The organism is Lutibacter sp. A64 (assembly GCF_022429565.1).
Lineage (GTDB): Bacteria > Bacteroidota > Bacteroidia > Flavobacteriales > Flavobacteriaceae > Lutibacter.
This window is the reverse complement of record NZ_CP092487.1, coordinates 654,515-680,709: the sequence shown is the minus strand read 5'-3', so window position 1 is coordinate 680,709 and position 26,195 is coordinate 654,515. Positions and strand designations below refer to the sequence as shown.

The window sequence follows — 26,195 nt, the reverse complement described above, 5'->3', positions numbered from 1 at the left end:
ATTAATCTATGCTCCGATAGTATGTTTTAACTCATCTATTTGGTTTTCCCAAAACATTTTAGATTCATCTATTTCATCTTCTTCCGCAAAATCTGTAACTATTAAAGAAACATCTTTAGTTATTTCATCAACTTCAATCCTAAATTCAAAATAGCTTTTATCATCTTCACCATCTAGCCATTTGAATTTTATTTTTTCATCTGGTCGTTCTTGTAATACTTTTGCTTTTTCTTCTGCTCCATCCCATATAAAAGTAAATATTTCACCTCGTGAATTTACATTATCTGCAAACCATTCAGAAAGCCCTGAAGGTGTTCCAAAATATTGATATAACATATTTGGCGAAGCGTGAATTGGGAACTCTATTTCAAATTTTATTTTTGCTGACATCTCTTTTATTTAAAAGCACAATATATATAAATTATCGATTTTAAAAAAATTTAAATTATTAAAAAAAATAGCCAAATAAATTTGCTAGAACAAGTTTTTTATTTTTATATTTGCACCCTCAATAAATGGCGTGGTAGCTCAGTTGGTTAGAGCGTCGGATTCATAACCCGGAGGTCTGCAGTTCAATTCTGCATCACGCTACAAAATTAGAGATTTGAAAACAAGCGGTTTAGTATTCCTAAACCGTTTTTTTTGTCTAATTTAAATGAAATTCTTGTCTTTAGTGTTGAAAATGCGTACTATTTTGCATACGATTTGTCAATGAGAAAGAATTTTACAAAACCAAAAATTTACATTACAGGAGCTGATTTAAGTAAACGCTCATACGTTTATTCCTCTTATCGAAATCAAAAACTGGGAAGCTAAAACGTGCAACTCCCTTTTATGGAAAAGCGAATACGTACAAAAGAAGATCGATTATTTATATTTTCTACCTATAGAAAGAAAATCCTTAAACTCTTAAAAAAAGGATACATCCCTTTTGTAGTCTAGAACTTAAAGAATGCATAAGAGTACGTAATAAGGCTTTGTATAAAAGAAAAAAGACTAATATTAAATGCAATTAAATTATACAATCAAGTAAAATTACACTTATCTTTAGACTTTAAAACACCAAATATGGTATATAAATTAGCAACGTAAATTCAATTTTAACCTGTAGCCATATTTTAAAACTAGACAATTTACTACAAACGAAATATCTCCAATTTTCCAGCTGCACAATACTTATAAAAACCTTATATCTTTAATAATAAAAACAATTTTCAGATATAAAAACCATCACTTAATTTTTTAGTTTTTAGAAAATGACAATTGAAAAAATTGTTGTGGAATCTTTATAAAAACAGTATCCGAATTAAAGAACATATAAGAGATATTTAAATAATTTTAAAAATAATCTATTAAATTTTGAAAGGAAACTATTTATAATAGACTAAACAAACTAATATAAAATAATAACACTTATGAAAAAATTAGTACTATCAATCTCAATGTTTTTAATTATAATAACAACAGGTTTTGCCCAAGTTGCAGAAAATGCAGAAGATGTAACTCCATTAAAAGTTGGTGACAAAGTACCAACTATTAAACTTACTTCTTTAGAAAACATCCAAGTTTCTCTTGAAGACATAGTGAAAACAAAACCTACAGTTCTTTTATTTTATAGAGGTGGATGGTGCCCTTATTGCAACAAACATTTAGCAGCAGTTGGACAATCAAAAAGTGAAATTTTAGAACTTGGTTATAAAATTGTTGGAATAAGTCCAGATTCTCCAACAGAATTAAAAGAATCTATTTCTAAAAACGAATTGAGTTATGACTTATATTCTGATGCAGATGGTTCATTAATTAAAAGTATGGGAATTGCATATAAAGCCCCAGAAAAATACAGTAACATGCTTTTAAAATATTCAGGAGATAAAAACTCAGGTATATTACCAGTCCCTTCATTGTTTGTTATTGGTGTTGATGGAAAAATACTTTATGAGTATGTAAATCCTGATTATAAAACTAGAATGAGTCCTGAAGAATTAATTAAACAATTAAAATCTTTAAAATAAATTCGTTTTGTTACAAAGGGTTAAACACTCGATTGAAAAATTTGTTTTAACCCAGTAGCAAGATTTCAAGAATTATATTTTTAATGTAAATTGTATATAGTTTAACATTATCATACAGCATAAGCCCCGTAAAACGGTTAAAATTCGGAAAAAACATAATCAATACGAGGTCTGCAGTTCAACTCTGCCTCACGCTATATAATTTAAATAAAACAAAACGAACGGTTTAAATTTCTAAACCGTTTTTTTATACCTAATTTAAATGAAAACCAAAAATTTACATTGCAGGAGTTGATTAAGTAAAAGTTGGTATATATCAGCCTTTTAAATATCTTATTATTATTCTTTACGATACACCCATCTAAAAATACCACTATCAAGAACCAATTTTGAACTAGTTTCTATATTCGCCTCCAAAACTAAATCCATCATCACATAAATTTTACCGTCTTCACCTGTACCCCATATAAATGGAATATTTGAGGACATATCATTTGACATTTTACCGTTAAAAGCCCCGTCACTTGTTTCACTTGAATAGAATTCTATATAGCATGTTTCGCAAGATGTATCTGAGACAGTTCCTCCAAATTCAACTTCAACCTCGTACCACTTCCCTATCATTTTTTTCTCTTGTGCAGTAAGTGCACCCGATGAATCATCTTTAGAACAACTTAACAACAAAGCTGAGATTTACGGTGTAAATCGCTAGCTAAAAATAACAATTCTTTATATGTTACAAAATACCTTGTACTTATTTTTAGTAAGTCTAAATTACTAACTTAACTTATTAATTTTATGCTTCTTACTATTTAAGAAATAACTGTGCTTCTTGAAAAACTAAGAAAACGCCTATCTAGTTTACACCAGATAAACATTTAATTTTACAAGATTCCTTCATCTGAAAAACTGTAGAAACTTTGAGAACTTGAAACAATCAAGTGATCAATAACTGTTATATCCATGAGTTTTGAAACTTCTTTCATTTTCTGTGTAATATGACAGTCAGACTCATACCCCGAGATCTGCAATTCAATTCTGCATCACGCTACAAAATTAGAGAAAAGAAAAACTTACTTAAATAAAAAAGGGTTGCCATAGCAGCCCTTTTTTTATCTTTCATTTGGGTTAGTAATCTGAAGCCTATTAGAAATTTGTCAATTACACCAACCGTGTTCTTGGAAAGAATAAACTATTTTAAATTCTCAGTAAAAAGTAAAAGGTTGTCTCCAATGGAGACAGCCTTATTACGCCAAAGTTTATTTGGTTATCTGATTTCTTTTACAACAATCTTACCTATTAGGTTAACATCTGTCCCTTGTGTTTTCTCAAGTTCCAAATTCACGTCAGTAGATGGTTTAAATAAGAAGTTTGTTGTTGACATATTGTAAGATACATCAGAACCACCTTGACCAAAATAAATTTCCGTTCCAAGGTAAGCAGAATTCGTTGCATCTTTCATTTTGAATGTATGTCCTCCTGATGCATTGTAAATATAGAAAGCAACTGTTACCTCATACATTTTATTCGCGTGCAAGGTAATTGATGATCCGTTCATTACAACTCCATTTACATAAGTACTTGATGGCCACATAGCAGTCAATGTTTGTGGACCTAATGTACTCGCGTTTCCAATATAAGCGTAGACATACTCTGGCATTGTAGAGGCACCTCCACTCACTTGCCAACTTGCATTACCACTAGCGTCAGAAGTTAAAACTTTACCAGCTCCTTGTGTGCCATCTGCAAATTTTGTAGTTCCAGTAAATGTTTTAGAACCAGTTATTGTTTGATCTCCTGATGTCATAACAGCTCCAGAAGCTGCTACATTTACAGCATCAGTTACATCAGCTCCAGCTTCTATTGTATTTAATTTCGTACGTTCCGTTGACGTAATTATATTTCCACTACCTGTATTAGAAATTGAAGCTATTACAGTTTGTTGTGCATCTGTTACATAATTTTTATCTGTACTTGCTGCTATATCTGCTGTGGTTGCATCGGCTCCTGCGGTAACCAAACCTTTGGCATCATACGTAATTTTGGTTTTTGTAGCTCCAGTAATTGCCGAATTTTCATCTACCTTACCATCTAAGGCTGTTTGTGTTAAATCACTAACTGGTTTATCTGCATCACTTGTATTATTTACATTTCCTAAACCTACTTGTGCTTTGGTTACTGAATGTGGATTGTCTGTTTTTGTTGCATGCGTTGTACTCGCTGCTACTGCTGTATTTGCTGCTACCCTAGCTTCTGTATAATATAAATTTGTACCCTCTGCTATGTCTGTTGTAGTTGCATCTGTTCCTGCAGTAACCAACCCTTTGGCGTCATACGTAATTTTGGTTTTTGTAGCTCCAGTAATTGCCGAATTTTCATCTACCTTACCGTCTAAGGCTGTTTGTGTAGCTGTGCTAACTGGTTTATTGGCATCAGAAGTATTATTTACATTTCCTAAACCTACTTGTGCTTTGGTTACTGAATGTGGATTGTCTGTTTTTGTTGCATGCGTTGTGTTCGCTGCTACTGCTGTATTGGCTGCTACCCTAGCTTCTGTATAATATAAATTTGTACCCTCTGCTATATCTGTTGTAGTTGCATCTGCTCCTGCAGTAACCAACCCTTTGGCGTCATACGTAATTTTGGTTTTTGTAGCTCCGGTAATTGCCGAATTTTCATCTACCTTACCGTCTAAGGCTGTTTGTGTAGCTGTGCTAACTGGTTTATCTGCATCACTTGTATTATTTACATTTCCTAAACCTACTTGTGCTTTGGTTACTGAATGTGGATTGTCTGTTTTTGTTGCATGCATTGTACTCGCTGCTACTGCTGTATTGGCTGCTACCCTAGCTTCTGTATAATATAAATTTGTACCCTCTGCTATATCTGTTGTAGTTGCATCTGCTCCTGCAGTAACCAACCCTTTGGCGTCATACGTAATTTTGGTTTTTGTAGCTCCGGTAATTGCCGAATTTTCATCTACCTTACCATCTAAGGCTGTTTGTGTTAAATCACTAACTGGTTTATCTGCATCACTTGTATTATTTACATTTCCTAAACCTACTTGTGCTTTGGTTACTGAATGTGGATTGTCTGTTTTTGTTGCATGCGTTGTACTCGCTGCTACTGCTGTATTTGCTGTTACACGCGCTTCTGTATAATATAAATTAGTTGTTCCCTCAGTTAAATCATCTGTTGTAGAAACAGCTACATGATTTATATCACTTACTTTTGCTGTATTCAATGAAATAGCATTATTTTGAATAATTTGCTCTCCTTGTAAAGTGGAAATTGCCGTTAGATTTGCTGCTTCTGCAGCTTTGGCTCTTGTTACTTCTTCTGAAATCGTAGTTGCATTTATTGCAATTCCCGAGATATCCTGATCACCAGTGTTTATACCAGTTGTATTACTAATGGTTGTAATCTGAGCTGGTGTAATTCCAACTTTGGCTGAGTTTAAAGTTATTGCAGAATTCTGAATTACTTGTTCTGCTTCTAACGCAGAAATACCATTTGCATTTATTTGTTCTGCTGCTGTGGCTCTTGCTACTTCTTCTAAAATTGATGCTGAATTACCTACAATTTGTTGTGTTGTTTCCTGCGTTGGCGGTTGTGGCATATAAGTTAGATCCTGCTCACTTAAAGCACTATAATTAGTACCTCCTTTAAAGTCAATCCCGACTTTTAATTTCTTTGTAGCACCGTCCCAAAAAACATCTGTAAAACTAGTACCGCTTGTTGGAGAACCGGTTCCTATTAATAGATTTAACATACCATACTTATCTGTTGTTGTACTATGCTGCTCCTGATATTCTTCAGTTCCTGATGCATTTACAATAGTAAATTGAATGGAGACAGTGCTGTTTGCCAAAATATTGTTCTCGGCGTTTTGCCCAGGTAATTCCTGTGGTTGCGGATTTAAAATAACCGCTTGGTAACTAATCCCTTTAGTTTGTGAAAAACTTTGAAACATGGTTACTAATAATACTAATAAGAGTAATATTCTTTTCATAATTGTTTGTTTTAAATAATTGTTTGTGTTGATTTTTTAGTCTATACTTATTCCTGTTGCTTCTTTTTTAGAAAGATTAATTAACAATCCAAAACCAACCTTGTTACTTGCAATTTTTAATTCCGCATCACCTGAAGCCATATCTAAACTTTTTCCATACAGATATTGTACATAAAAAGAAAGGTTTTCTGAAATTGGATGTGAAAATCCTACCCCAGCCTTTATTGAAATTAAAGTGGTATCAAAATCATCATTATTTTTTAAATCAATTACGTTGTTATTAAATGTTTGAGTTCCCTGAACAAAAAATCCTGCAGACATACCTCCTTTTAGGTATACACTTGCTTTTTTAATATGAAATAGGTTATAATCTAAACCAAGGTTTAAGCCAGCATAGTTCACATTCCATTCCATATAGTTTCCTAAAGCAATATCGCTTCCTATAGCTCCATAACTTACATAATCCAATCCTACATTTAGATGTAGGTTTTCTGTAAATAGTTGATTCCTATAACCAACTTCCATATAGCTATTGCTAGTTGCTTGCAAATTTTCAAGGCTACTTCCTTGTGAGTTTTCATAATCGAATGAAGTGGATGTTTTCCCACCTTCTACATATAATTGTTGTGCAATGGCTATTGTTGATGTTAATAGCAGAAGTAATAAGGTAATTTTTTTCATAAATAATCTATTTAGTTAGTGAATGCATTTGATTTTTAAAATGGGACGAATTTGTAAATAACACAAAATAATGACTCTTACTTTTTAAGTATTTTTTTTACAAATTGCTTGTTGTTGGCTGTTACCTTTAAAATGTAATCAGCAACTGAAAGATTGTTAAACTGTAATTGTATGTTTTGATCGGCAGTATAGTTTTTTGAAAATACCAAGCGTCCCAATATATCAAAAACAGCAACATCTACTTTGTCTGTTATTTGTTCTGAAAAGGAAATGGTAACACTTTCTATAAAAGGGTTTGGATAAATAATAGCTTCTAAATTTAATGGAATGCTTGTATCTCTAATTTTTGCCAATACATCCGGTTGAATAAAACCTTGGCGTATCGTATAGTTTTCAGTACTAAACGTGCCTATTGCACCAGCTTGGCCAAAACTTTGTTGCACAACATAATTCTGGTTGTTTATCGCAACATTTTCTGAAGACCCAGCAACTCCAGTGGTAGCGCGCACTAAATAGGTACTGGAACTGTTTTGAGCTTGTAAAATTTGAATAAAAAATAAAAGTAAGAGATTCGTGAAAAGTAATTTTTGTTTCATTTAAAATAGTTTAAAAAAGAAAACTTAATATCTAATTTAAAACATTGTTAAATGATTTTATGGAGACGATAAGAAGACTTTTAGTTAGTTATTGCAAATATAAAATTTAATTTCAATTCACCTAACAAATGGTATACTTTTACATTCAAAATACAACAAAGCACTAATAAATGGATTTTCAACTATAAATTTTATAAATATTAGATTTCAAACAATTCAAGTAAAAAACAAGTATTACAAGTAGAAACAAAAGTTGACAAAAGATCAAAAACTAAAATTTCATAATAAATTATAACACTTAAAAGGTTTATAAATTAAAAATAGAGTTTCATAAATTACAATAACTCCTATGCTTTAAATTATGTTACATTCAGAACAGTACTAAAAAAAATTGTTGTTTAATTAAATTTACTAATAGTATATTCTTATAGAATAGTACTTTTGTAATCAAAAATACAATTATGATTAGACAATTATTAATTATACTTATTTGCCTTACTTTAGGTGAAATTATAGTCTATTTTACGGGTATTAAAATACCTTCAAGTATTATAGGAATGCTTTTATTAACTGCAGGTCTTCATTTTAAAATTGTAAATCTTAAGTGGATACAAGAAATATCCGATTTTCTTTTAGACAATATGGTATTCTTTTTTATTCCGCCAGGTGTAGCTATAATGTGCTATCTAGATATAATTTCAAACGAATTAATACCAATAGTTGTTTCTATTTTAGCGAGTACAATTTTAGTATTATTAAGCACAAGTTTTACGCATCAAGTATTACGAAAAATAAAATCTAATAAGCAAACAAAAGATAAGTAATGGAACTAATTTCAGAACCTTATATACTATTAACCATAACAGTTGCTCTTTATTGGTTCATAAAATACCTTCAAAACAAAACAAATTCGGTACTCTTAAACCCTATATTAATAACAATTATTGCTGTTATATCAATCTTAAAATTAACTGGTACTTCTTATGAAACGTATCAAGATGCTGGAAAATATATCGCATTTTTTTTAAAACCTTCTATTGTAGCATTAGGGGTGCCTCTATACCTTCAATTAAGTAAAATAAAAAAACAAATGATGCCTATTTTCATTTCACAATTGGTAGGCTCTATTGTTGGAATTGTTTCTGGGGTGCTTTTTGCTAAATGGTTGGGCGCCTCAAATGATGTAATTATCTCTATAGCTCCAAAATCTGTAACCACTCCCCTAGCCATAGACATTTCTAGTGCCATAGGAGGTATCCCTTCTCTTACGGCTTCTATGGTTGTTATAGTTGGAATCTTCGGATCTATAACTGGCTTTAGAATATTACAACTCTTTAAAGTGAAAAATCCAATATCTAAAAGTCTTTCTATGGGAACAGCAAGCCATGGATTAGGTACAGCGGAAGCCATGGCGGTAAGTCAGCGATTTGGTGCCTATTCTAGCATGGGACTAATTTTAAATGGATTATTTACAGCTATTTTTACACCTATTATTTTAAAATTATTAGGTTTTATATAAAACAACACAATTATTTTAAGTGCAAAACCATAACTCAAAAAAACAATGTAACTTTGTCTTTATTCATTTTAAAAAATGAACAAATTAAACAACTAACAAGCGTCCAGTTTTAAAATAACACATTCTTATAAAACTATATTAGCATCAATATTATGAAAAACGTACTGCTTATTTTCCTTTTTAATTTATTATATTTTAGTGGATTTTCACAATCTGAAATAACAGAAACTGAAATAAACAATCATATCCTATTTTTAGCTTCAGAAAAAAATGCTGGAAGATATCCTGGTGGAAAAGAAAACAGAAGGGTTGTTAGATACCTGAAAAAAGATTTTAAAACACAAGGAATTATCCCTTTCAACAATAATTATAAACAAAAGTTTAAAGCTAAATTACGTGTTAAAAAAGGTGAAAAAGAAAAAAAACTTGCTAATACTTGTAATGTAGTTGGCTATATAGAAGGTAATGACCCAATTCTTAAAAAAGAATTTATTGTTTTAGGAGCGCATTACGATCATTTAGGAATGGGAGGACCTTCATCTAAATCTAATAAAGTACATACAATTCATTATGGTGCTGATGACAATGCCAGTGGTACTGCAGCACTTTTAGAAATCGCTGAAAAAATAGCTTCAAACAAAAAAGAATTAAAACGCAGTATTATTTTTATTGCTTTTGGGTCTGAAGAACAAGGTTTATTAGGTAGTAAGTTTTTTGTAGAAAACCCATTAGTGCCTATCTCTCAAATAAAATTAATGATTAATATGGATATGGTAGGAAGGCTAAATGCTGAAAAACATGTGTATATGGGTGGTGCTGGTACATTTCCAAACGGGGTAAATTTTATGCAAAACTTAGGAGATGCTTTAGATTTAACCCCAATTGTACACGCGGGTTCTGTTGGTGGTTCAGACCATGTTTCTTTTTATGCAAAAAACATCTCTGTTTTAGGAATCCACACAGGAGGTCATCCGCAATACCATACACCTGAAGATACTGCTGATTTAATAAATATTCCTGGAGAAAAACAAGTATGCGAATATATTTATAAAGCCTTAATGGAACTTACTACAACTAATTATAAATTAGAATTTATTAGACAAGATTAACTATTTGCTTTTAAAAACAAGGTATTAAATATAAGTTCGTACTATTTAAATTGAATGGTTGCGTTTTTGGGTATTGTTTGTAAAAAAAATCTGCACCTTCTTTCCTACTGTTATAATCTTATACCTTATTTTTAAACTTTTCTTTTAATTTATTCTCAACTTTAATCACTAATAAAACAACCATTAAAATCATTAAACCCAAGCCTAAAAATGTAGAAATTTCTTCAGTTGGCTTGTAAATTAAACCAACCAATCCGCATAACGAAAGTACAAGTCCTAATGTTATCAGTTGTTTTGCTGAATATATTTGAGCAAATTTCCATCGCTCTTTATTTTTCATTGAGCTGGCTGTTCTATACCCGTACAAACTATTTATTTTTTTGGGTGGAAACCTATACATAATTGCTCCAGTAACACAAAAAATTAGTCCGCTACCAAACGGAATTAAAAACAATGGATTATCAAAAAACATATTATTTAATTTTATAGCTATCGGAGTTCGATTTGATTAATAAATAAGGAATTCCAATAATTAAAGAAGCATAAAAAGCATAATTTTGAATGCTTGTATTTTCAGTAACTATAGAAACTAAATATCCTACAATTATTATAATAGCCATACCAAACATGGCCTTCAAAAAAACAGTGGCAATTCCCTCAATATCATATTTTTCTTTTTCTTCTTTAGACATTGTATTGTAACCCGCAATTAAAAAATACATCTTTCCGTATTTTATTAAAATTCCGAGAACAATAAAAAGAAGTGCTACTCCAACCATATTTTATTTATTAAATTTTATACTAATAAATTATTAGAATTCTTTTGTTAAAAAGCAATTTATCAAATAATCAAAACTACTTCCTTATCTAATTTATGTAATAATTTGCCTAATACCTTATAAATCCTACTCTTTTTTTATTGGCTGATACTATTTTAATATTCTAATAAAAACCAAGTTCCTTGTTAAAACTTACCTTTCTAACAACCATTTCTTAGCTAAATTAGGCCATGTTTCAGCTGCAATATTACCTGGTCGTATACCATACCCATGTCCTCCTTTTGGTAACAGGTGTAATTCAACAGGAGTACCATTATCTCTTAACGCCTGTGTAAATACAAGAGAACTATTCCCATATGGATCATCTGCTGTTCCGAAAATAAAAAAAGGTGGTATGTTGTTACTCAACACTAATTCTGGTGTAATACTTCTATCTTTTCCTTTATCTAAATAAGCGGGATATATAAGCATTGAAAAATTTGGCTTACAAGATAATTGATCTATAGCATCTGTTTTAGGATAAGAATCTATTGTAAATCGAGTGGATGCTCTAGCACAAAGGCTTCCTCCTGCTGAAAAACCTATAAGACCTATTTTTTCAGCATCTAAGTTGTATTTTTTTGCATTGTTACGTACAACTCTAATCGCTCTTTGAATATCATTTAGTGCACCTAGCTGTTTATTGGGCACGCGGTATTGCAAAACAAAAGCGGTATAACCAAGTTTATTAAGCCATTCTGCTATTTCGTAACCTTCTTTATCAATAGCTAATATGTTATATCCACCACCAGGACAAATAAGTATCCCTACGCCTGAATTATTTGATTTTTCGGGTTTAAAAACGACTAAAGCAGGATTTGTTACAGCTGTTAATCTAGTTACATTCCCTTTTGTATTAGCAGTTGTAATAGGTAAATGCTTTACTTCCGTTTCTCCGGGCACCTTATCTGGCCATAAATAAATTGTATCTCTTGTCTGTGCTTGAACTACTGAAAAGAAAAAAAAGATTAAACTTTTAAAAAAAAATAATTTAAACCATTTCAAGGTGTGCTTCCTTAAATTCATACATATTACTATTCTACAAAACGCACTACTTAATCATTTTTTTAGATAGCATTCATTTTGTAATTAAGCACGTAATTTACAAATAAAAACAATCACTTAAAAAATAAAAAAGCTTCTTTTTAAGAGGCTTTTATGTTGTGGTTCAATCTGTATTGAAAGTATTTAGAATTGTTACTTATATTGTAAACTGATTTTATTTTTTATGCAATAAGTTCCATTTCATTTCTCTCGCAACAACGGTTTTATTTTGATTTAGGTTTTAAGTAACAGATTGCCGCAGTTGTGTTTTCATTGCATTACAACACACCTTTGCAATGACGGAATAAAGTTTAACCCGGCCTATCGAAAGTGTATCGTAAAATATGAAGTGAAACCGCAGATTCACGAACACAAATAATAAAATAAAAAGGGATAGTGAGTAAAACATCGTAAAATTTTAGGCTATGATATTCCTACTTAAATTCTCATAGAACATCTTTTAAAAAGTGGTAAAAACTCATAAAAAAAACCAAGCGAATGCTTGGTTTTATATTTAATTTACTCTTATCATAAAATAAGAATACAACTATAGCTCTAAAAAAAAACGTTAAAAAATACCGCGCTTGGCCAGTTTTAAAAACCCGCCAAAATTTACAGGCCTATACGTTCCGGTATCAAAAGCGGCACCTAAAGTAATTTCTACAGGTATATTTTTTAGTGTAGGAATCGTAGCTTCTAACAATCCTGAAATTTGATGGGGCTTATCAACATACTCGCTTCCAAACCAACCATAATAGGTGGTACTGCTAAGCAATGCCTTATAAGCAGTGTTTTTCACCATTCCTTTAATTCCAATATTAAAAGCTAAAAAACGGTTATCGCCATCAATAATTCCTTGGGTAATACCATCTTCATTTTCGGGTTTTGTAGTAAAATAAGGTGAACCAATGGTATTTCCAAAGTAAGTCCAACCAGATTGGTACACGCCATTATTAAAATAATTATCCATTCCGCTTGCTGCATGAAAACCAAATTCATCGCTGTAATGTGGATCGTCTCCACTAGCGTGTTTAGTGTACGTTACCTCCGCTAATACATGAGAAATAAAAGCTTCCGGTTTTTTAAGATCTACAAAAACTCCATACAAAGCATCTGGATAATTCATTAATTCACGACCTGATCTATCTTCAAATGGATGCGACCAATAGAAGTTCCAATTGTGTTTGTCTCCTTCATAATTAAATTGTAATAAATAAGAACCTAATTGATTTCCTATAACATTAATTTGATCGCCTCCTGTAGCATCACTTCCTCCGGAACTTCCAGAGATTACTCGTAGGTAATTTTTAAATCCTGAAGGTTGTTTGCCATATTTTGAAGATGTCCCAGCCCATTGTGCATAATGACTTAACCCTGTAATCATTGCTAACTTAGACGATAATTTTGATTTTAAATACAAACTTTTAATATGCAAGCGTGCATCTGATACCATACGCTTATCATTTAAAAAATAATCGCCATAATTTCCTTTTACCGATAACCACGTACGTGCAAAAGGTAATGTTACAAATTTTGTTAATCTTAAATTGTATCCAGGATACGAACGCGCATTTGTTGCCATTGTAATTGAACCATTTGAAGAAGATAAACCTTCCCAACGCAACTCATTATGCTTTACACCTACTGTTAATTCCCAGTTTTTATACTGCAAGCCGCCATACAATTCATTTATAAACAGGTTGTTTTTAGAAACCTCCGAACCGCCTATTACAGACGCTTTATAATTAAATGTTAACGCATTTGTTAATCTATTGTTATTAGAAGCAATACTTGCATCTACCAATCCATAGCTAACAACATTTGGAATGGTTCCAAACCTATTTGCTACCATCCAAAAAGGCATACTTTCAGCAGTTGCAACACCTGAATTTAATGCTAACTCATATTCAATACCTGTGTTTTGTGCATTTATTTTTACACAAAACACCAATGCTACAAGCACTAAAAATAGTTTATACTTCACAATCACTTATTTTTTAAAAATTTCTTTCCATATAGATTTTTCAGAATCATCTTCACCATAGCCATAACCATAACCGTAGCCGTAACCTTGTTTTTGATCGGCGCCATTCATTACAAGTGCCATATTAGGCAAACGTTTTTCGCTATTTAATTTCTTTGGTATTTTTAACAAACGTTTATCAAGGTAATTTGCACGTACCACATAAATAAATAAATCTGCATTGTTTTTACTTAATAATAAAGTATCTGTAACCACACCAACCGGAGCTGTATCCACTATAACATAATCGTAATGTGCCTTTGCATACTCTAAAACTTCTTCAAAACGGCCATTCATTAATAATTCTGCAGGATTAGGTGCTATAATTCCAGAATGTATCAAGTCGAAATTAGTTGTTTCAACTTTGTAAATAATATCTGTTACTTTTAGTGAACTCAAGATTAAAAAATGACTTAAACCCATTTTATTTGGTATGTTTAAATATTCTGCCAATTTTGGTTTTCTAATATCTGCACCAATTACCAATACTTTTTTCTTAGACAATGCCAATACTTCGGCTAAATTTATGGCAACGGTTGTTTTACCCTCTCCAGCAATAGTAGATGTAACAAAAATTACTTTTGAAGCCTCTTTTGTATCAGCAAGCATAAAATTAACATTGGTACGCAATAAACGAAACGCTTCAGCCTTTCCATCTCTTTGTGTTTCTTGTACTACTGGTGCTTCCCCTGGTTTACTATTTGGTATTTCTCCTAAAATAGGTGCTTTAAACACAGCTTCAACATCTTCAAAAGTATGTACCTTATTATCAAATAAAAATATTAGATAAATAATTACAAATGGAATTAAAAGCCCTAATAGTAAGGCTGCCAAATACACAATTTTAGTTTTTGGCGACACTGGTATTTTACTTCCATATGCTTTGTCTATAATTTTAGCATTTGGTGTAGTTACCGCTAAACTAATGGCATTTTCTTCTCTCTTTTCTAATAAATACAGGTACAAGGTTTCTATAATTTGTTGTTGACGTTGTATGTCTCTGTATTCTCGTTCTTGTTTTGGAACAGAGGTAATCTTAGAATTTAAACGGTATTCTTGTCGTTGTGCTTCTTTTAAAGAAATACCTAAAGAAGATTTTAAATTCACCAAACTTTGCTGAATACTTGCCCGTAATTGCGATAATTGTTCTTCTAAGTTTAATAAAATAGGATTTAATTTACCCGAACTGTTTAAAATACGGTTGTACTCTAATAACAACTCATTATACTGCATGGTATTTTGGTTGGTATTTTCATCTGCCAATCCTAAATTTGCTGGTATCAATTCTTTTTCGTTGCTATTTACATAGGTTGCTACGTAATCTACTAATTTTAATTGCGTATTTAACTCTACAATTTTTTGCTCAATACTATTATTGGTATTTAAAATTAAGCCAGATTCTGCTGTAATATCAGTAAGCTTATTGTCTGTTTTAAAATCTTCTACACCTTTATCTACCAACGATAAATCTTTTGAAATCACTTCCAAACGATCATTTATAAAAACATCGGTATTTTTAGCTACAGCGCTTTTATCTTCTATAGCTGCTTTATTGTACTGTTCTACTAAATAATCTATAATTTCGCGTGCTTTTTTATTAATACCATCTTGCATGGTTAAATTTACCAAGCTCGATTTTTTATCGTTGGCAGCAATATTTACACGTTTTCTATAACTATCAACCACATTTTCTAAAGGTGCAATTGCAACAATAATTTCTTCATCTAAATAAGCATTTGTAGTATTTTTAGGAGTTATGGTAAATGCTCCAAAATCGGTAGTAACACGTTCTCCAAAATTATGAGTTTTACTTTCTTGCCCTTCTGCACTAATCAATTCAAAAGTAGTAGTAGACAGTTTTTTAATATTAAAAACGGTATCTAATTGGTATAAAACAGAATCTTTTATAAAAAAGTTTATTTTAAAGGGAACAGCATCTCCATACAATTCTACATCACGTACACTTCCTTTATAGCGGTAAGAGATATTTAATTTTAAATCTTTTACCACACGTTCCATTAAACTTCTGGATTTTAAAATCCCAATTTCATTGTCTAAATTAGATTTTGAACCTCCAAAAACGCCTAAATCTTCAAAGGCTGAAAGTTCTGAAGACATCCCTCCATTATTTTCATCATCAATTAAAATTGTTGAAGAAACTTCATATTGTTTTGGGGTATATCGTAAATAAATAAAGGCAACAAAAAGCGCTGCTACTATTCCTACTATAAACCATTTATAGTAAGCCAAGTACTTTTCAAACACTTCACGAAAATTAATAATATCATCGTCTTCATCTAAATAAACGAAGTCAAAATTCTTTTTATCTTGCATAATCGGTACGTTTTTAGCGTGTAAAAATTGCTATTAATGAAATTAATGTTGAAATTGTTGACAGAAATATCCCTGTATTAGATCCTACTGCCGAAGAGTTTATTTTTGTTTTATTTGGCTCTACATACAAAGCATCATTTTGTACTAAATAATAATAAGGCGACTCAAATAAATTTTTATCTGTTAAATCTATAGTGGCTATAGTACGTTCTCCTTTATGTTCACGTACAAGTGTAACTGTTTGTCGTTTCCCTTGAATTTGCAAATCACCTGCCAAGCCCAATGCTTCTAAAATGGTAATTCGCTCTGTTGGTACAGTATAAACTCCAGGACTTTTTACATCTCCTAAAACAGATATTTTAAAATTGGTAAGTCTAACATTTACTGTAGGATTCACTAAATGATCTACTAATAAGGTTTTAATATGTTCCGATAATTGCGTGGTGGTATAACCCGTAACCTTTAAAGTTCCCAATACCGGAAAATTAATTTCGCCTTTTGCATTTACCAAATAAGGCAACTGTTTTGGTGTTCCATAATTTTGAGCTGTTTCATATAAATTAAAAGGCATAGCTGCTTCTTGATTTATAGTTGAAATATGAATGGTTAATAAATCTCCAGGTTCTAAAACTGGTTCGTAATTTTGAAGCGTTTTAAGGTTTGGTGTGTTTTCACCCTTGTTAAAATAAACCATCTTGTCGGTTGACACACAAGAAGTTAAAAACAACAATACACTTGCTGTTATAAAAAATTTAAAACATCGTTTTTTCATTATTATCTATTTATTTACTTATCTATTATATTATTATTTGTGTTTGTTTTTTTAAAAAATGCAATATTACAAAGTTATGTGTTGTTTGTAAAATTGTTGGCTGTTGGTTTTTGGCTGTTGGCGACGGTCATTGCGAGTGAAATGCAATGGAACGCGGCAATCTGTTACTTAAAAACTAAATCAAAATAAAACCGTCATCCCAAAGTCCTTTACTCACTATACTGTTTTATTTTATAAAAAGGTGTTCGTGAATCTTCGATTTCGGGATCTTATGTGGTAATCTAAATTTTGTTTAATATTCTAACTTTTTTCATTTGCTCTGTTCATTTTTTTCATTGATAAAAAAACGAACCAAAAAAATCTAGGCTTACGAAACTTTATCTAAATGTTTTGTTCAACATCTAAATTTTAGGAACTCGCTTTTAATATTTTTAGCTAGCTATCAAATTTATTGTTAGCTCAAACAGCCTAAAATTTTACGATGTTTTTACGTCACATTTTACGATAAACTTTCGATATGCCGTATAAATATAGATTTTAAACCGTCATTGCGAGTGAAATGCAATGGAACGCGGCAATCTGTTACTTAAAAACTAAATCAAAATAAAACCGTCATTGCGAGTGAAATGCAATGGAACGCGGCAATCTGTTACTTAAAAACTATATCAAAATAAAGCCGTCATGCTGAACTCGTTTACTCACTATTCTTTATTATTTTATTATTGGTGTTCGTGAACCTAGGGTTTCAGCATCTGCTTCAATCAAACTTAAATCATGTTCCTAGTTAATATCATGAGATCCTGAAATCGAAGATTCAGCGGAGCTAAATAAATTCAGGATGACGAAATATTATAAAAACTGTCATTGCGAGTGAAATGCAATGGAACGCGGCAATCTGTTACTTAAAAACTAAATCAAAATAAAACCGTCATCCCGAAGTCCTTTACTCACTATACTGTTTTATTTTATAAAAAGGTGTTCGTGAATCTTCGATTTCGGGATCTTATGTGGTAATCTAAATTTTGTTTAATATTCTAACTTTTTTCATCTTCTCTGTTCATTTTTTTCATTGATAAAAAAACGAAATCGACGATAGGAGATTCACGAACTCCAAATAAATAATAAGGCAGGCGTGAGCTAACCAAAAAAATCTAGTCTGATGATAATTTAATTGAATCTTACAGAAGTTACGCAGTCGACACCAGACTCCAAGCGCCAGCTGGCCTGTTCGGTAAAAATGTTCACTGAACATTTTCTTAACCCTCCATCCTTTTTGGCTTTCTCCCGTTGCTTCACTTCCTCAGATTGCTACTTAAATTCTCATAGGACGTTTTTCAATTCGTCATTGCGAGTGAAATGCAATGGAACGCGGCAATCTGTTACTTAAAAACTAAATCAAAATAAAACCGTCATCCCGAAGTCCTTTACTCACTATACTGTTTTATTTTATAAAAAGGTGTTCGTGAATCTTCGATTTCGGGATCTTATGTGGTAATCTAAATTTTGTTTAATATTCTAACTTTTTTCATTTGCTCTGTTCATTTTTTTCATTGATAAAAAAACGAAATCGACGATAGGAGATTCACGAACTCCAAATAAATAATAAGGCAGGCGTGAGCTAACCAAAAAAATCTAGTCTGATGATAATTTAATTGAATCTTACAGAAGTTCCGCAGTCGACGCCAGACTCCAAGCGCCAGCTGGCCTGTTCGGTAAAAATGTTCACTGAACATTTTCTTAACCCTCCATCCTTTTTGGCTTTCTCCCGTTGCTTCACTTCTTCAGATTGCTACTTAAATTCTCATAGGACGTTTTTCAATTCGTCATTGCGGGATTCTCTAAAACGCATTTTCATCCCTTTTAAATAGCATTTGCCATACTGTTAAAAATATTATTTTAATATCTAAAAACAAGGTCCAATTTTCTATATACCAGATATCGGCTTCGGCTCTATTTGCCATATCTTGTACTTTTTTGGTTTCACCTCTATAACCTGTAACTTGTGCCCAACCTGTAATTCCTGGTTTTGCAAAATGACGCACCATAAATTTATGTACTACTTTTCTATACGATTCTGTATGTTTTAACATATGTGGTCTAGGACCTACAACAGACATATTACCCAACAATACATTATAAAATTGTGGCAACTCGTCTAAACTTGTTTTACGTAAAATTCTCCCTATTGATGTAACTCGCGCATCATTTCTTGTGGCTTGTTTTGCATCGGCTTCAGCATTTACAGTCATACTCCTAAACTTATAACATTTAAAGGCTTCTCCATCTTTTCCCGAACGCATTTGACTAAAAAACACAGGACCTTTACTGTTTAATTTAATAAGTAATGCTAATAATGGAAACAACCATATTCCTATAAAAATTAAAACAAACAAGGAAAATACTATATCAAATAATCGTTTTATAATTCTGTTCGATAAACTTTCTAAAGGCTCGTCTCGTAAACGTAATGTTGCAATATTATTAATATAACTTATATAAAACTTTTGAAATAAATAGCCCGAAAAATTCGGCATTATATGAACTCTCATTAAATTATTATCTGCATAAGCAACGTACTTATTTAATAAATACGATTTGGTTGTTGGTAAGGATATAAATAATTCATCTATCTCTTCAGTTTCTAAATACGAAAATAAAGCTTCATCGTTTCCTTTATGATAAGCTAAAAATTCTTTTGAAGGTGCTTCATCAGAAAAAATACTTTTTATTTTATACCCATTTTCAGGAGGTAGTAAAACTTTTTGTATCAACTGTTCAACTTTGGCATTAAACCCTAAAATTGCTACAGTTCTATAATTTTTTCCACCTCGCCTGTACGATTTAAGCATGATACTTAACATAGTATGCCAACAAATATGCGCCACTGCAAACAATGCCATATAGCTAAAGTAAAACACGCGTGAAATGCCATAGCCTTTAATAACAAATAAAAATGCGGCTCCTAACACAACAAATAACACAAGGGCTTTAAAATCTTTTGCAACTAGTTTATCTAAATATATAACTCTAGGCATATCATACATTTTTAAATAAATAGTTAAAAAGCCCCAAACCGCTACACTTCCAAAAAACAATAAAACATACAGTTCTTTATTTGGAAAAGCCCCATCAAAAATAAGATATGCTGCTGTAAAATAAGCATTAAACAGCAACAATACATCCATTAAAAATGCAGGAATAGGCAAGTATTTCATTTTTCCTTTTGGCATAGCTTTTTGTTTTAAATTAATAATTATTTAAATAATGCGTGTAATTTTTCTTTAAATACATAGTAGATAAATTGGGTATTTCCTATTAAATACCTGCGCCACATACGTTTTGGTTCTTTTAACAATCTAAACAACCACTCTAAACCCAAATTAAGCATCCATTTTGGTGCGCGTTGTACATTCCCAGCATAAAAATCGAATACTGCACCTATAGAGCATATAACATTAGCGTTTACAGTGTTTTTATGTTTATACACCCATTTTTCTTGTTTTGGGGCTGTCATACCAACAAATAAAATATCTGGAGAAAATGCATTTACTTGGGCAAGCATTTCGTTATTGTCTTGTTGGGTAAATACTGTTTTATAAGGTGGAGAATATGCAGCTACTTTTATATTTGGAAATTCTTGTGAAAGCTTCTTTTTTATAATTTCCAAGGTGTTATTAGAAGCACCTAGGTAAAAAACTTTTTGTTCTTTTTTATTTGCTTGTTCTAATAAATATTGGTGGATATCCCAACCTGCAATTTTTGTAATTTTTTTATTGGCCAATAGTTTTGCTGCCAATACAATACTTGTACCATCTGGCAATAAAACATCTCCATTAGTTAATACCTCTGCAAAATGCGGATCTTGTTTTGCTACGCAATACGAATACGCATTAATGGTGTTGATTATACACTTAGTTTCTGTATTTATTGTAGCAAGTGATGCACTAAAAACACTGTTTTTAATTGTTTGGGTTAAATTCATTAAAAATATGGTTGTTTATTTAAGAATTTGATTGTAATTTTTTATCAAATTTTGATAATATATTTCTGATGTATACTTTTCTTTTAATGATAGAAATGCTTGTTCACCCATTTCCCTCATTTTTATTTTATCTAAATATAATGTGGATACTTTTAAAACTAAATCATCTAAGTTATTGCTTTTATAAATTAAGCCAGTTTTATTATTTTTAATTATTTCAGGCGAAGCTCCTAAATCACTCGCAATAACAGGTTTTTTATGTGCAAAAGCTTCAATTATTGATAAACCAAAAGTTTCATTCCAGACACTTGTGAATAATGTAAATACACAGTTTTTATAAAAATCAGATAATACTGCTTTACTTAAAAAACCAACAAATTCAACATTTTTTAAATCCGTTGTTATTTTATCATTTGAACCTGCTATTTTAAAATTTATATTTGGAAGTCGTTCTGCTAATTTTAAAATTATTTCCGAACCTTTTTCTTCACTTATACGGCCGACATATCCAATATAGTCACCTTGATTGTATTTAAAATTTTCTTTTAAAACACCTCTATACATATTAGGTATTAATTCACATCTTCCAGGTTCAAAATCATTTTCAATCAATTTATTCTTTTGAATTGTTGAAATACAAAGATATTTAGCTACATTATTTCTATAATACCCGTTTTTCCTAGCCCAATAATTCCGTAAAGCATAGCCTACACTTTTAAAAATACTGTTTTCACAATTATTAGAAATACAATTTAATTCCTTATTTTTCCCTGTACACTTTTCACAAATTTCTCCTTTTGAAAAAAATAAGCCATTTGGACATAACAAACGGTAATTATGCACTGTCATAGCAATAGGTATCCCCATTTTTTTAATAACAGGTAAAATAGCAGGAGAAATTAGTGGATATAAATTATGAATATGTACAATAGTAGGCTGTTCTTTTTTAATTAATTCCTTTACTTCTCTTATAGTTCTTTTATTGTAAAGTGCTGTAAAAAAAGACTTTAATTTACCAAATCTTATAGTAGGTATTTCTGCGCTACTTCTAAAATAAGTAATTACTTTATGGCCTTTACTTTTTAGCAAATTAATTTGAGCTTCTACAACAGCTTCTTCTCCACTATAATTACTGTATTTATTATGTATGATTAGTATTTTCATTTAAAACCTATCCATTAATCTATTTAATACTGAAAATTTAGCTTTAAATTCTTTTATTAAAACCTTTTCAACCACTGGATTTTTATGAAATTTAAAATTGGTCGCATTAGTTATATCTAATTTTGTTATAAAGCGTTTTGTTTTTTTTGTATGTGTAGCTTCATCATTAAAACCTACACTTATTAGTTTTGATTCTTTTGGAAAAATAGTATATAAATTCTTATTAAATTGATGGTAACACCAACGTATTGCCCAAGAATCAATTTTACCTTTTAGTTGTTTTTTTAACATTCTAGGCAGGTCACTACCACCTTGCATAAATTTAAAACGTTTTTTTAAACTCATTTTAGAGTCACTAACTTCCCAATCTACATCTTGCCATCTATTTTTCCATGTTCCCCAACCCCAAGACGAAGCTCTAACACCTAAATAATAATCTTTAGTCAGTGTTTTTAATGACGGTAAATCCATTGTATATCCAGAAATAGAAAAAACAGATGCTTCCTTTTCGTAAAAATCCAAGGCTTGATTCATAAAATCTAAAAAATTTGGAGCAGTTATTAAATCATCTTCTAATACTATTACTTTTTCATACTCTTCTATTATTTGTGAAACACCAGAAATAATTGAATTTGCCAATCCTTTATTTGTGGGCGATGCTATTATTTTAATAGATTTAAAACCTGTAATATTTTTTATATACTTACGTACTTCTGCTACTTTTTCTTTTGAAATGTCATCTTTACCTCCATCAGAAAAAATAAATAAATCACTTTCTTTTGCTAAAAAATTACACTGTAATGCGGCTACTGTTTGTTTAGTTTCATTTAAACGGTTGTAAGTAAAAAGACAAATGGGTGCTAGCTTCATTTTTTAATTATTTGAAATTTTAGCATAAAAAGTAGGAACTATTGACTTTACATATGCTTTTAAGGCAAAGACAACCCATTTAGCTCCCCAAAATTTTCTACGAAATATAGTATATTCCTTAATATTTAAGCCTAATGGTGAATGTAATAAAGCCCATCTTTTCTTTAAAGAATTTTTAGGATTACACCAACCTGGGACACCTAAATTAGGTGCACAAACTGCAATATACTCTTTAGTTGTATAACAATTAAAACCTTGTTTAATAGCTCTTAAACCATAATCATAATCTCCCATACCATGTGTATATTCTGAAGCTAAATTACCCAACACTTTAAATATTATTTTTGGAACTAAAACAAAGTTGCCATTTATATAGGTGCACTTTTGTAATGTCCCATTTGGTATTACTGCTCCTTTTTCAGTTCTACCACCATAAGAAAAGGTGTTGCTTTTTAAAGAAGCTTTACAAGCTCCAGTTATTATTGCAGGTTTATCAGTTACAGATATTATTTCATTATTACATTCTAAAATATGATTTAAACTAGTATTTTCTAACATCGTATCATCATTCAACCACAAATAAAAATCAAAATCCTTGGTTTTAGCGGCAGTTTCCCAAGCCAAACGCATCCCTTGATTCCAAAATAAAGTACCATTTCCTTTTATAATGGTTACTTGAGGAAAATGCTCTTTAATAGCTACACTTGTACCATCTATAGAGCCATCATCTACTAAAAACACCTCAAACGCATAGCCTTCTGGTATTTTATTTAAATACAAGGTTTTTAAACATTGTACTGTTTTTTCTTTACGGTTGTGGCAGGTTAATAATACTGCTATTTTGTTAAAGCCCATTCTTTTTTTCTTTTATGCTTTAAATATTCAAGTTTTCTATAGCGTTTGTCAAAAATACCACGTACCCAATGTTTTATCTCAGTATCATTCATTGCTCTAAATTTTACAGAATAACATATACCAATAGTAAACCAGAGAAAAATATATTGTAATTCAAATGTTGTAAAATCTTCTACAAAAGCATATACCCACCTAAAAGCGACAAAAACACCTAACAATTTTATTAAATAACTTTTAGACTTATAAAGTGCCAAAAAGGAAGCCCTAAAAAATACTAAAAAATATAAGCATACTCCTATTATTCCATTCCACGTAAAAATATTATGTATTGCAACCTCAGATGCAAAACGCTCTTGCTTACCTGTTCCTAGTTCCTCTGCCAAATAATCTCCAAAATATTGTGAATCATAACCACGTGCTGGAGTCCGCCCAAATAACACATAACCATGTCTAAATGCAGATTGTATTACTTCTACATATAGAAAAGTTCGTGTATCACCCGTGAGTGAATGTTCTTTTACCTCTCCATCTATAACAATTTGTGTAGAATAATTACCTTTAATATATTCATCCATTTTAAAAATATTAAATTTACCTGATATTCCCAATATTAACAAGATAACAGGTAAAATGAACATTCCTAAACTAGCTATTTGTAATAATTTTGGACTTATAATACGCCTAAAATAAAACACAGCACCCAAAACACCTGCAAATAAAAACCGAATAATATTACTCCTCGCATCCAAACTAAATAACACAATAATTATTGAAATAAATAAAATAACATATCGATATTTATTTGATAATAAGGATACAAAAGGCAATAAAAACAGAATTGGTATAAAATATTTACCGTATAAATCTGCACCATGAGACTTACCAATAGTAAAAGGTATAAAAAATAAAAATAAAAATGGCATATATTTTAACCATTTACGCAGTAAATTTCTTAAAAAAACAGTATCATTAGAAAGATAAATTACCAAGGGTATAAATAACATCAAACTTGTACTTACAAGATTTTTCCATTCCCAATAATTATCCGCGACAAAAAAACCACGAACTATACAAATAGAATTCCAAATCAATAGATATTTTAACGGAGTTACACTCTTTATCTTATTTTTTTTTATCAAAGTATAACTTATATTCGCACATAAAGCAATAATAATAAATTCTACTACCCACCAAAATGTTGTATTACCAATTACTAAAGAAGTATAAGTCCCTACACGAATTAGAGTTATTAATAGGATAAGCCAGATTAACCAATTTTTTTTTTGCTTCACTATTTCTTATTATAAAGTTTATTTATACACTTTGCATTTGCCTCCATATTGTATTTTTCATCTACAAAAGTTTTTGCCTTATTTGCAATCTCTTCTTTAAGCAAATTGTTTTTGTATAGTTTATCTACACTATAAGTCAACGCATCAACATCTTCTTTTATGAGTAAAGCATTTTTTTGTTTTATATTAAAATCTCTTAAACCCGGCACATCATATAAAATTGTAGGAATATTACACGCCATTGCTTCTATGGTGGTTAAAGAAATTCCTTCAAATTTACTAGGCATTATGTAGATATCTGAAGCTATTAAGAAATTTCGAACGTTATTTTGATTTCCTACAAACCTTATATATTGAGTTACATTCAATTCTTTTGCCAAGATTTCCTCTTCACATAAGTCTTCACCTTCTCCTAAATGTAAATAAACTGTATTTGGATATTTTTCTATTATTTGTGGTAATGCTCTAATAATATCTGAGTGCCGCTTTATATGGCTACAGCCTCCTACTGAAATAAGTACCAATGTATCTTCTGCAATTCCTAACTTTTTTCTTACAAGATTCTTTTCACCAACTTTAGCAGGATAAAAACGATTATTCCCGTACCAATTATTAATAAGTGTGGTATTATTAAAAAAAGTAGTACGTTCGTTTTGATAGACCGAATCACTAATAGTTTGAAACCTACAATTTAATAAATTTTTAGCAGACCAACGTAACCAAATATGATACCATCTGCTATACCATGATGTTGGAAAAACATTGTGAAAAGTATGTACACTTCTAATACTTGCTAACTTAGCACACAATGCCATTCCCCAATACGTGCCACTAGAATGATTGTGCACTACTTCAAATTGATTAAGTTTTAAAAACTTTATAAAACTATAATAATAAACCATTCTTTTTATAATAGCAATTCGCTTAGGTATTTTTTTGTGAAATACAGTATATCTAGCATTTTTAAATTTTGAAGCAAACTCACCTAAATTAGGAGCAGTTGCCACAACTGACAATTCGCAACCTAAAGATTGAAAAACAGACGCTGCATCTACATACATAATCTCTGCTCCAGAATACTTTAATTCATGTAAAATGTGTACTACTTTCAT

General features: G+C 30.8%; 23 protein-coding genes and 1 tRNA gene. 5 read left to right on the top strand and 19 right to left on the bottom strand.

Going from position 1 to position 26,195, the window contains the following annotated elements; all coding sequences use genetic code 11:
- Positions 1 to 6: 6 nt before the first annotated feature.
- Positions 7 to 390: an START-like domain-containing protein gene (locus MKD41_RS02620; protein WP_240243897.1), complete on the bottom strand. Its 384-nt coding sequence runs from the start codon at positions 388 to 390 to the stop codon at positions 7 to 9.
- A gap of 127 nt (positions 391 to 517) precedes the next feature.
- On the opposite strand from MKD41_RS02620, the gene MKD41_RS02615 reads away from it, so the two are divergent.
- A tRNA-Met gene (locus tag MKD41_RS02615) sits at positions 518 to 591 on the top strand.
- 824 nt (positions 592 to 1,415) lie between these two features.
- Positions 1,416 to 2,012: a peroxiredoxin-like family protein gene (locus tag MKD41_RS02610; RefSeq protein WP_240243896.1), complete on the top strand. Its 597-nt coding sequence runs from the start codon at positions 1,416 to 1,418 to the stop codon at positions 2,010 to 2,012.
- Between the two features lie 339 nt (positions 2,013 to 2,351).
- Here the strand turns inward: MKD41_RS02610 and MKD41_RS02605 are convergent, their stop codons facing one another.
- From MKD41_RS02605 to MKD41_RS02590, 5 genes are all read right to left on the bottom strand, one after another.
- Complete coding sequence (locus MKD41_RS02605) at positions 2,352 to 2,696, bottom strand: hypothetical protein (RefSeq protein ID WP_240243895.1); 345 nt, start codon at positions 2,694 to 2,696, stop codon at positions 2,352 to 2,354.
- Positions 2,697 to 2,896: 200 nt separating this feature from the next.
- Positions 2,897 to 3,043: a JAB domain-containing protein gene (locus MKD41_RS16425; protein WP_371824279.1), complete on the bottom strand. Its 147-nt coding sequence runs from the start codon at positions 3,041 to 3,043 to the stop codon at positions 2,897 to 2,899.
- A gap of 236 nt (positions 3,044 to 3,279) precedes the next feature.
- On the bottom strand, positions 3,280 to 6,024 hold the full coding sequence (locus MKD41_RS02600) for a hypothetical protein (protein WP_240243894.1): 2,745 nt from the start codon (positions 6,022 to 6,024) through the stop codon (positions 3,280 to 3,282).
- Positions 6,025 to 6,060: 36 nt separating this feature from the next.
- Positions 6,061 to 6,705 (bottom strand): outer membrane protein, encoded by a 645-nt coding sequence (locus MKD41_RS02595; protein ID WP_240243893.1) that lies wholly within the window; start codon positions 6,703 to 6,705, stop codon positions 6,061 to 6,063.
- Between the two features lie 77 nt (positions 6,706 to 6,782).
- Positions 6,783 to 7,301 (bottom strand): T9SS type A sorting domain-containing protein, encoded by a 519-nt coding sequence (locus MKD41_RS02590; RefSeq protein ID WP_240243892.1) that lies wholly within the window; start codon positions 7,299 to 7,301, stop codon positions 6,783 to 6,785.
- 461 nt (positions 7,302 to 7,762) lie between these two features.
- On the opposite strand from MKD41_RS02590, the gene MKD41_RS02585 reads away from it, so the two are divergent.
- The 3 genes from MKD41_RS02585 to MKD41_RS02575 all read left to right on the top strand — a co-directional run bounded on the left by MKD41_RS02585 (position 7,763) and on the right by MKD41_RS02575 (position 9,929).
- On the top strand, positions 7,763 to 8,125 hold the full coding sequence (locus MKD41_RS02585) for a CidA/LrgA family protein (protein WP_240243891.1): 363 nt from the start codon (positions 7,763 to 7,765) through the stop codon (positions 8,123 to 8,125).
- The gene (locus tag MKD41_RS02580; RefSeq protein WP_240243890.1) at positions 8,125 to 8,820 is read left to right on the top strand and encodes an LrgB family protein; all 696 of its coding nucleotides are present in this window, start codon (positions 8,125 to 8,127) and stop codon (positions 8,818 to 8,820) included. Before MKD41_RS02585 ends, MKD41_RS02580 begins: the two co-directional genes overlap by 1 nt.
- 152 nt (positions 8,821 to 8,972) lie before the next feature.
- Positions 8,973 to 9,929 carry a M28 family metallopeptidase gene (locus MKD41_RS02575; protein ID WP_240243889.1) on the top strand — a complete coding sequence of 319 codons (957 nt, stop codon included), beginning with the start codon at positions 8,973 to 8,975 and terminating at the stop codon, positions 9,927 to 9,929.
- Between the two features lie 118 nt (positions 9,930 to 10,047).
- Here MKD41_RS02575 and MKD41_RS02570 read toward each other — a convergent pair whose 3' ends face one another.
- The 13 genes from MKD41_RS02570 to MKD41_RS02510 all read right to left on the bottom strand — a co-directional run bounded on the left by MKD41_RS02570 (position 10,048) and on the right by MKD41_RS02510 (position 26,195).
- Positions 10,048 to 10,401, bottom strand: a complete 354-nt coding sequence (locus tag MKD41_RS02570) for an SdpI family protein (protein ID WP_240243888.1) — start codon at positions 10,399 to 10,401, stop codon at positions 10,048 to 10,050.
- Between the two features lies 1 nt (position 10,402).
- Entirely contained in the window at positions 10,403 to 10,708 is a 306-nt protein-coding gene (locus MKD41_RS02565) for a DUF3784 domain-containing protein (protein ID WP_256451668.1), read from the bottom strand.
- 192 nt (positions 10,709 to 10,900) lie between these two features.
- Positions 10,901 to 11,773 (bottom strand): alpha/beta hydrolase, encoded by an 873-nt coding sequence (locus MKD41_RS02560; RefSeq protein WP_240243886.1) that lies wholly within the window; start codon positions 11,771 to 11,773, stop codon positions 10,901 to 10,903.
- A 586-nt stretch (positions 11,774 to 12,359) separates the two neighbouring features.
- Complete coding sequence (locus MKD41_RS02555) at positions 12,360 to 13,775, bottom strand: capsule assembly Wzi family protein (RefSeq protein ID WP_240243885.1); 1,416 nt, start codon at positions 13,773 to 13,775, stop codon at positions 12,360 to 12,362.
- A 6-nt stretch (positions 13,776 to 13,781) separates the two neighbouring features.
- Entirely contained in the window at positions 13,782 to 16,148 is a 2,367-nt protein-coding gene (locus MKD41_RS02550) for a GumC family protein (RefSeq protein WP_240243884.1), read from the bottom strand.
- 13 nt (positions 16,149 to 16,161) lie between these two features.
- Positions 16,162 to 16,920, bottom strand: coding sequence for a polysaccharide biosynthesis/export family protein (locus MKD41_RS02545; RefSeq protein WP_240243883.1), 759 nt, complete (start codon positions 16,918 to 16,920; stop codon positions 16,162 to 16,164).
- 1,838 nt (positions 16,921 to 18,758) lie between these two features.
- A complete protein-coding gene (locus MKD41_RS02540) occupies positions 18,759 to 20,150 on the bottom strand; it encodes an undecaprenyl-phosphate glucose phosphotransferase (protein ID WP_240243882.1) in 1,392 nt (463 codons plus the stop codon).
- Between the two features lie 23 nt (positions 20,151 to 20,173).
- Complete coding sequence (locus MKD41_RS02535) at positions 20,174 to 20,902, bottom strand: WecB/TagA/CpsF family glycosyltransferase (protein ID WP_240243881.1); 729 nt, start codon at positions 20,900 to 20,902, stop codon at positions 20,174 to 20,176.
- A 15-nt stretch (positions 20,903 to 20,917) separates the two neighbouring features.
- On the bottom strand, positions 20,918 to 22,066 hold the full coding sequence (locus MKD41_RS02530) for a glycosyltransferase family 4 protein (protein WP_240243880.1): 1,149 nt from the start codon (positions 22,064 to 22,066) through the stop codon (positions 20,918 to 20,920).
- Positions 22,067 to 22,936, bottom strand: coding sequence for a glycosyltransferase (locus MKD41_RS02525; protein WP_240243879.1), 870 nt, complete (start codon positions 22,934 to 22,936; stop codon positions 22,067 to 22,069). It lies immediately after the preceding gene.
- A gap of 3 nt (positions 22,937 to 22,939) precedes the next feature.
- On the bottom strand, positions 22,940 to 23,791 hold the full coding sequence (locus MKD41_RS02520; RefSeq protein WP_240243878.1) for a glycosyltransferase family 2 protein: 852 nt from the start codon (positions 23,789 to 23,791) through the stop codon (positions 22,940 to 22,942).
- Entirely contained in the window at positions 23,773 to 25,083 is a 1,311-nt protein-coding gene (locus tag MKD41_RS02515) for a hypothetical protein (protein ID WP_240243877.1), read from the bottom strand. The genes MKD41_RS02520 and MKD41_RS02515 overlap by 19 nt, the downstream gene beginning before the upstream one ends.
- Positions 25,083 to 26,195: a glycosyltransferase family 4 protein gene (locus tag MKD41_RS02510; RefSeq protein ID WP_240243876.1), complete on the bottom strand. Its 1,113-nt coding sequence runs from the start codon at positions 26,193 to 26,195 to the stop codon at positions 25,083 to 25,085. Before MKD41_RS02510 ends, MKD41_RS02515 begins: the two co-directional genes overlap by 1 nt.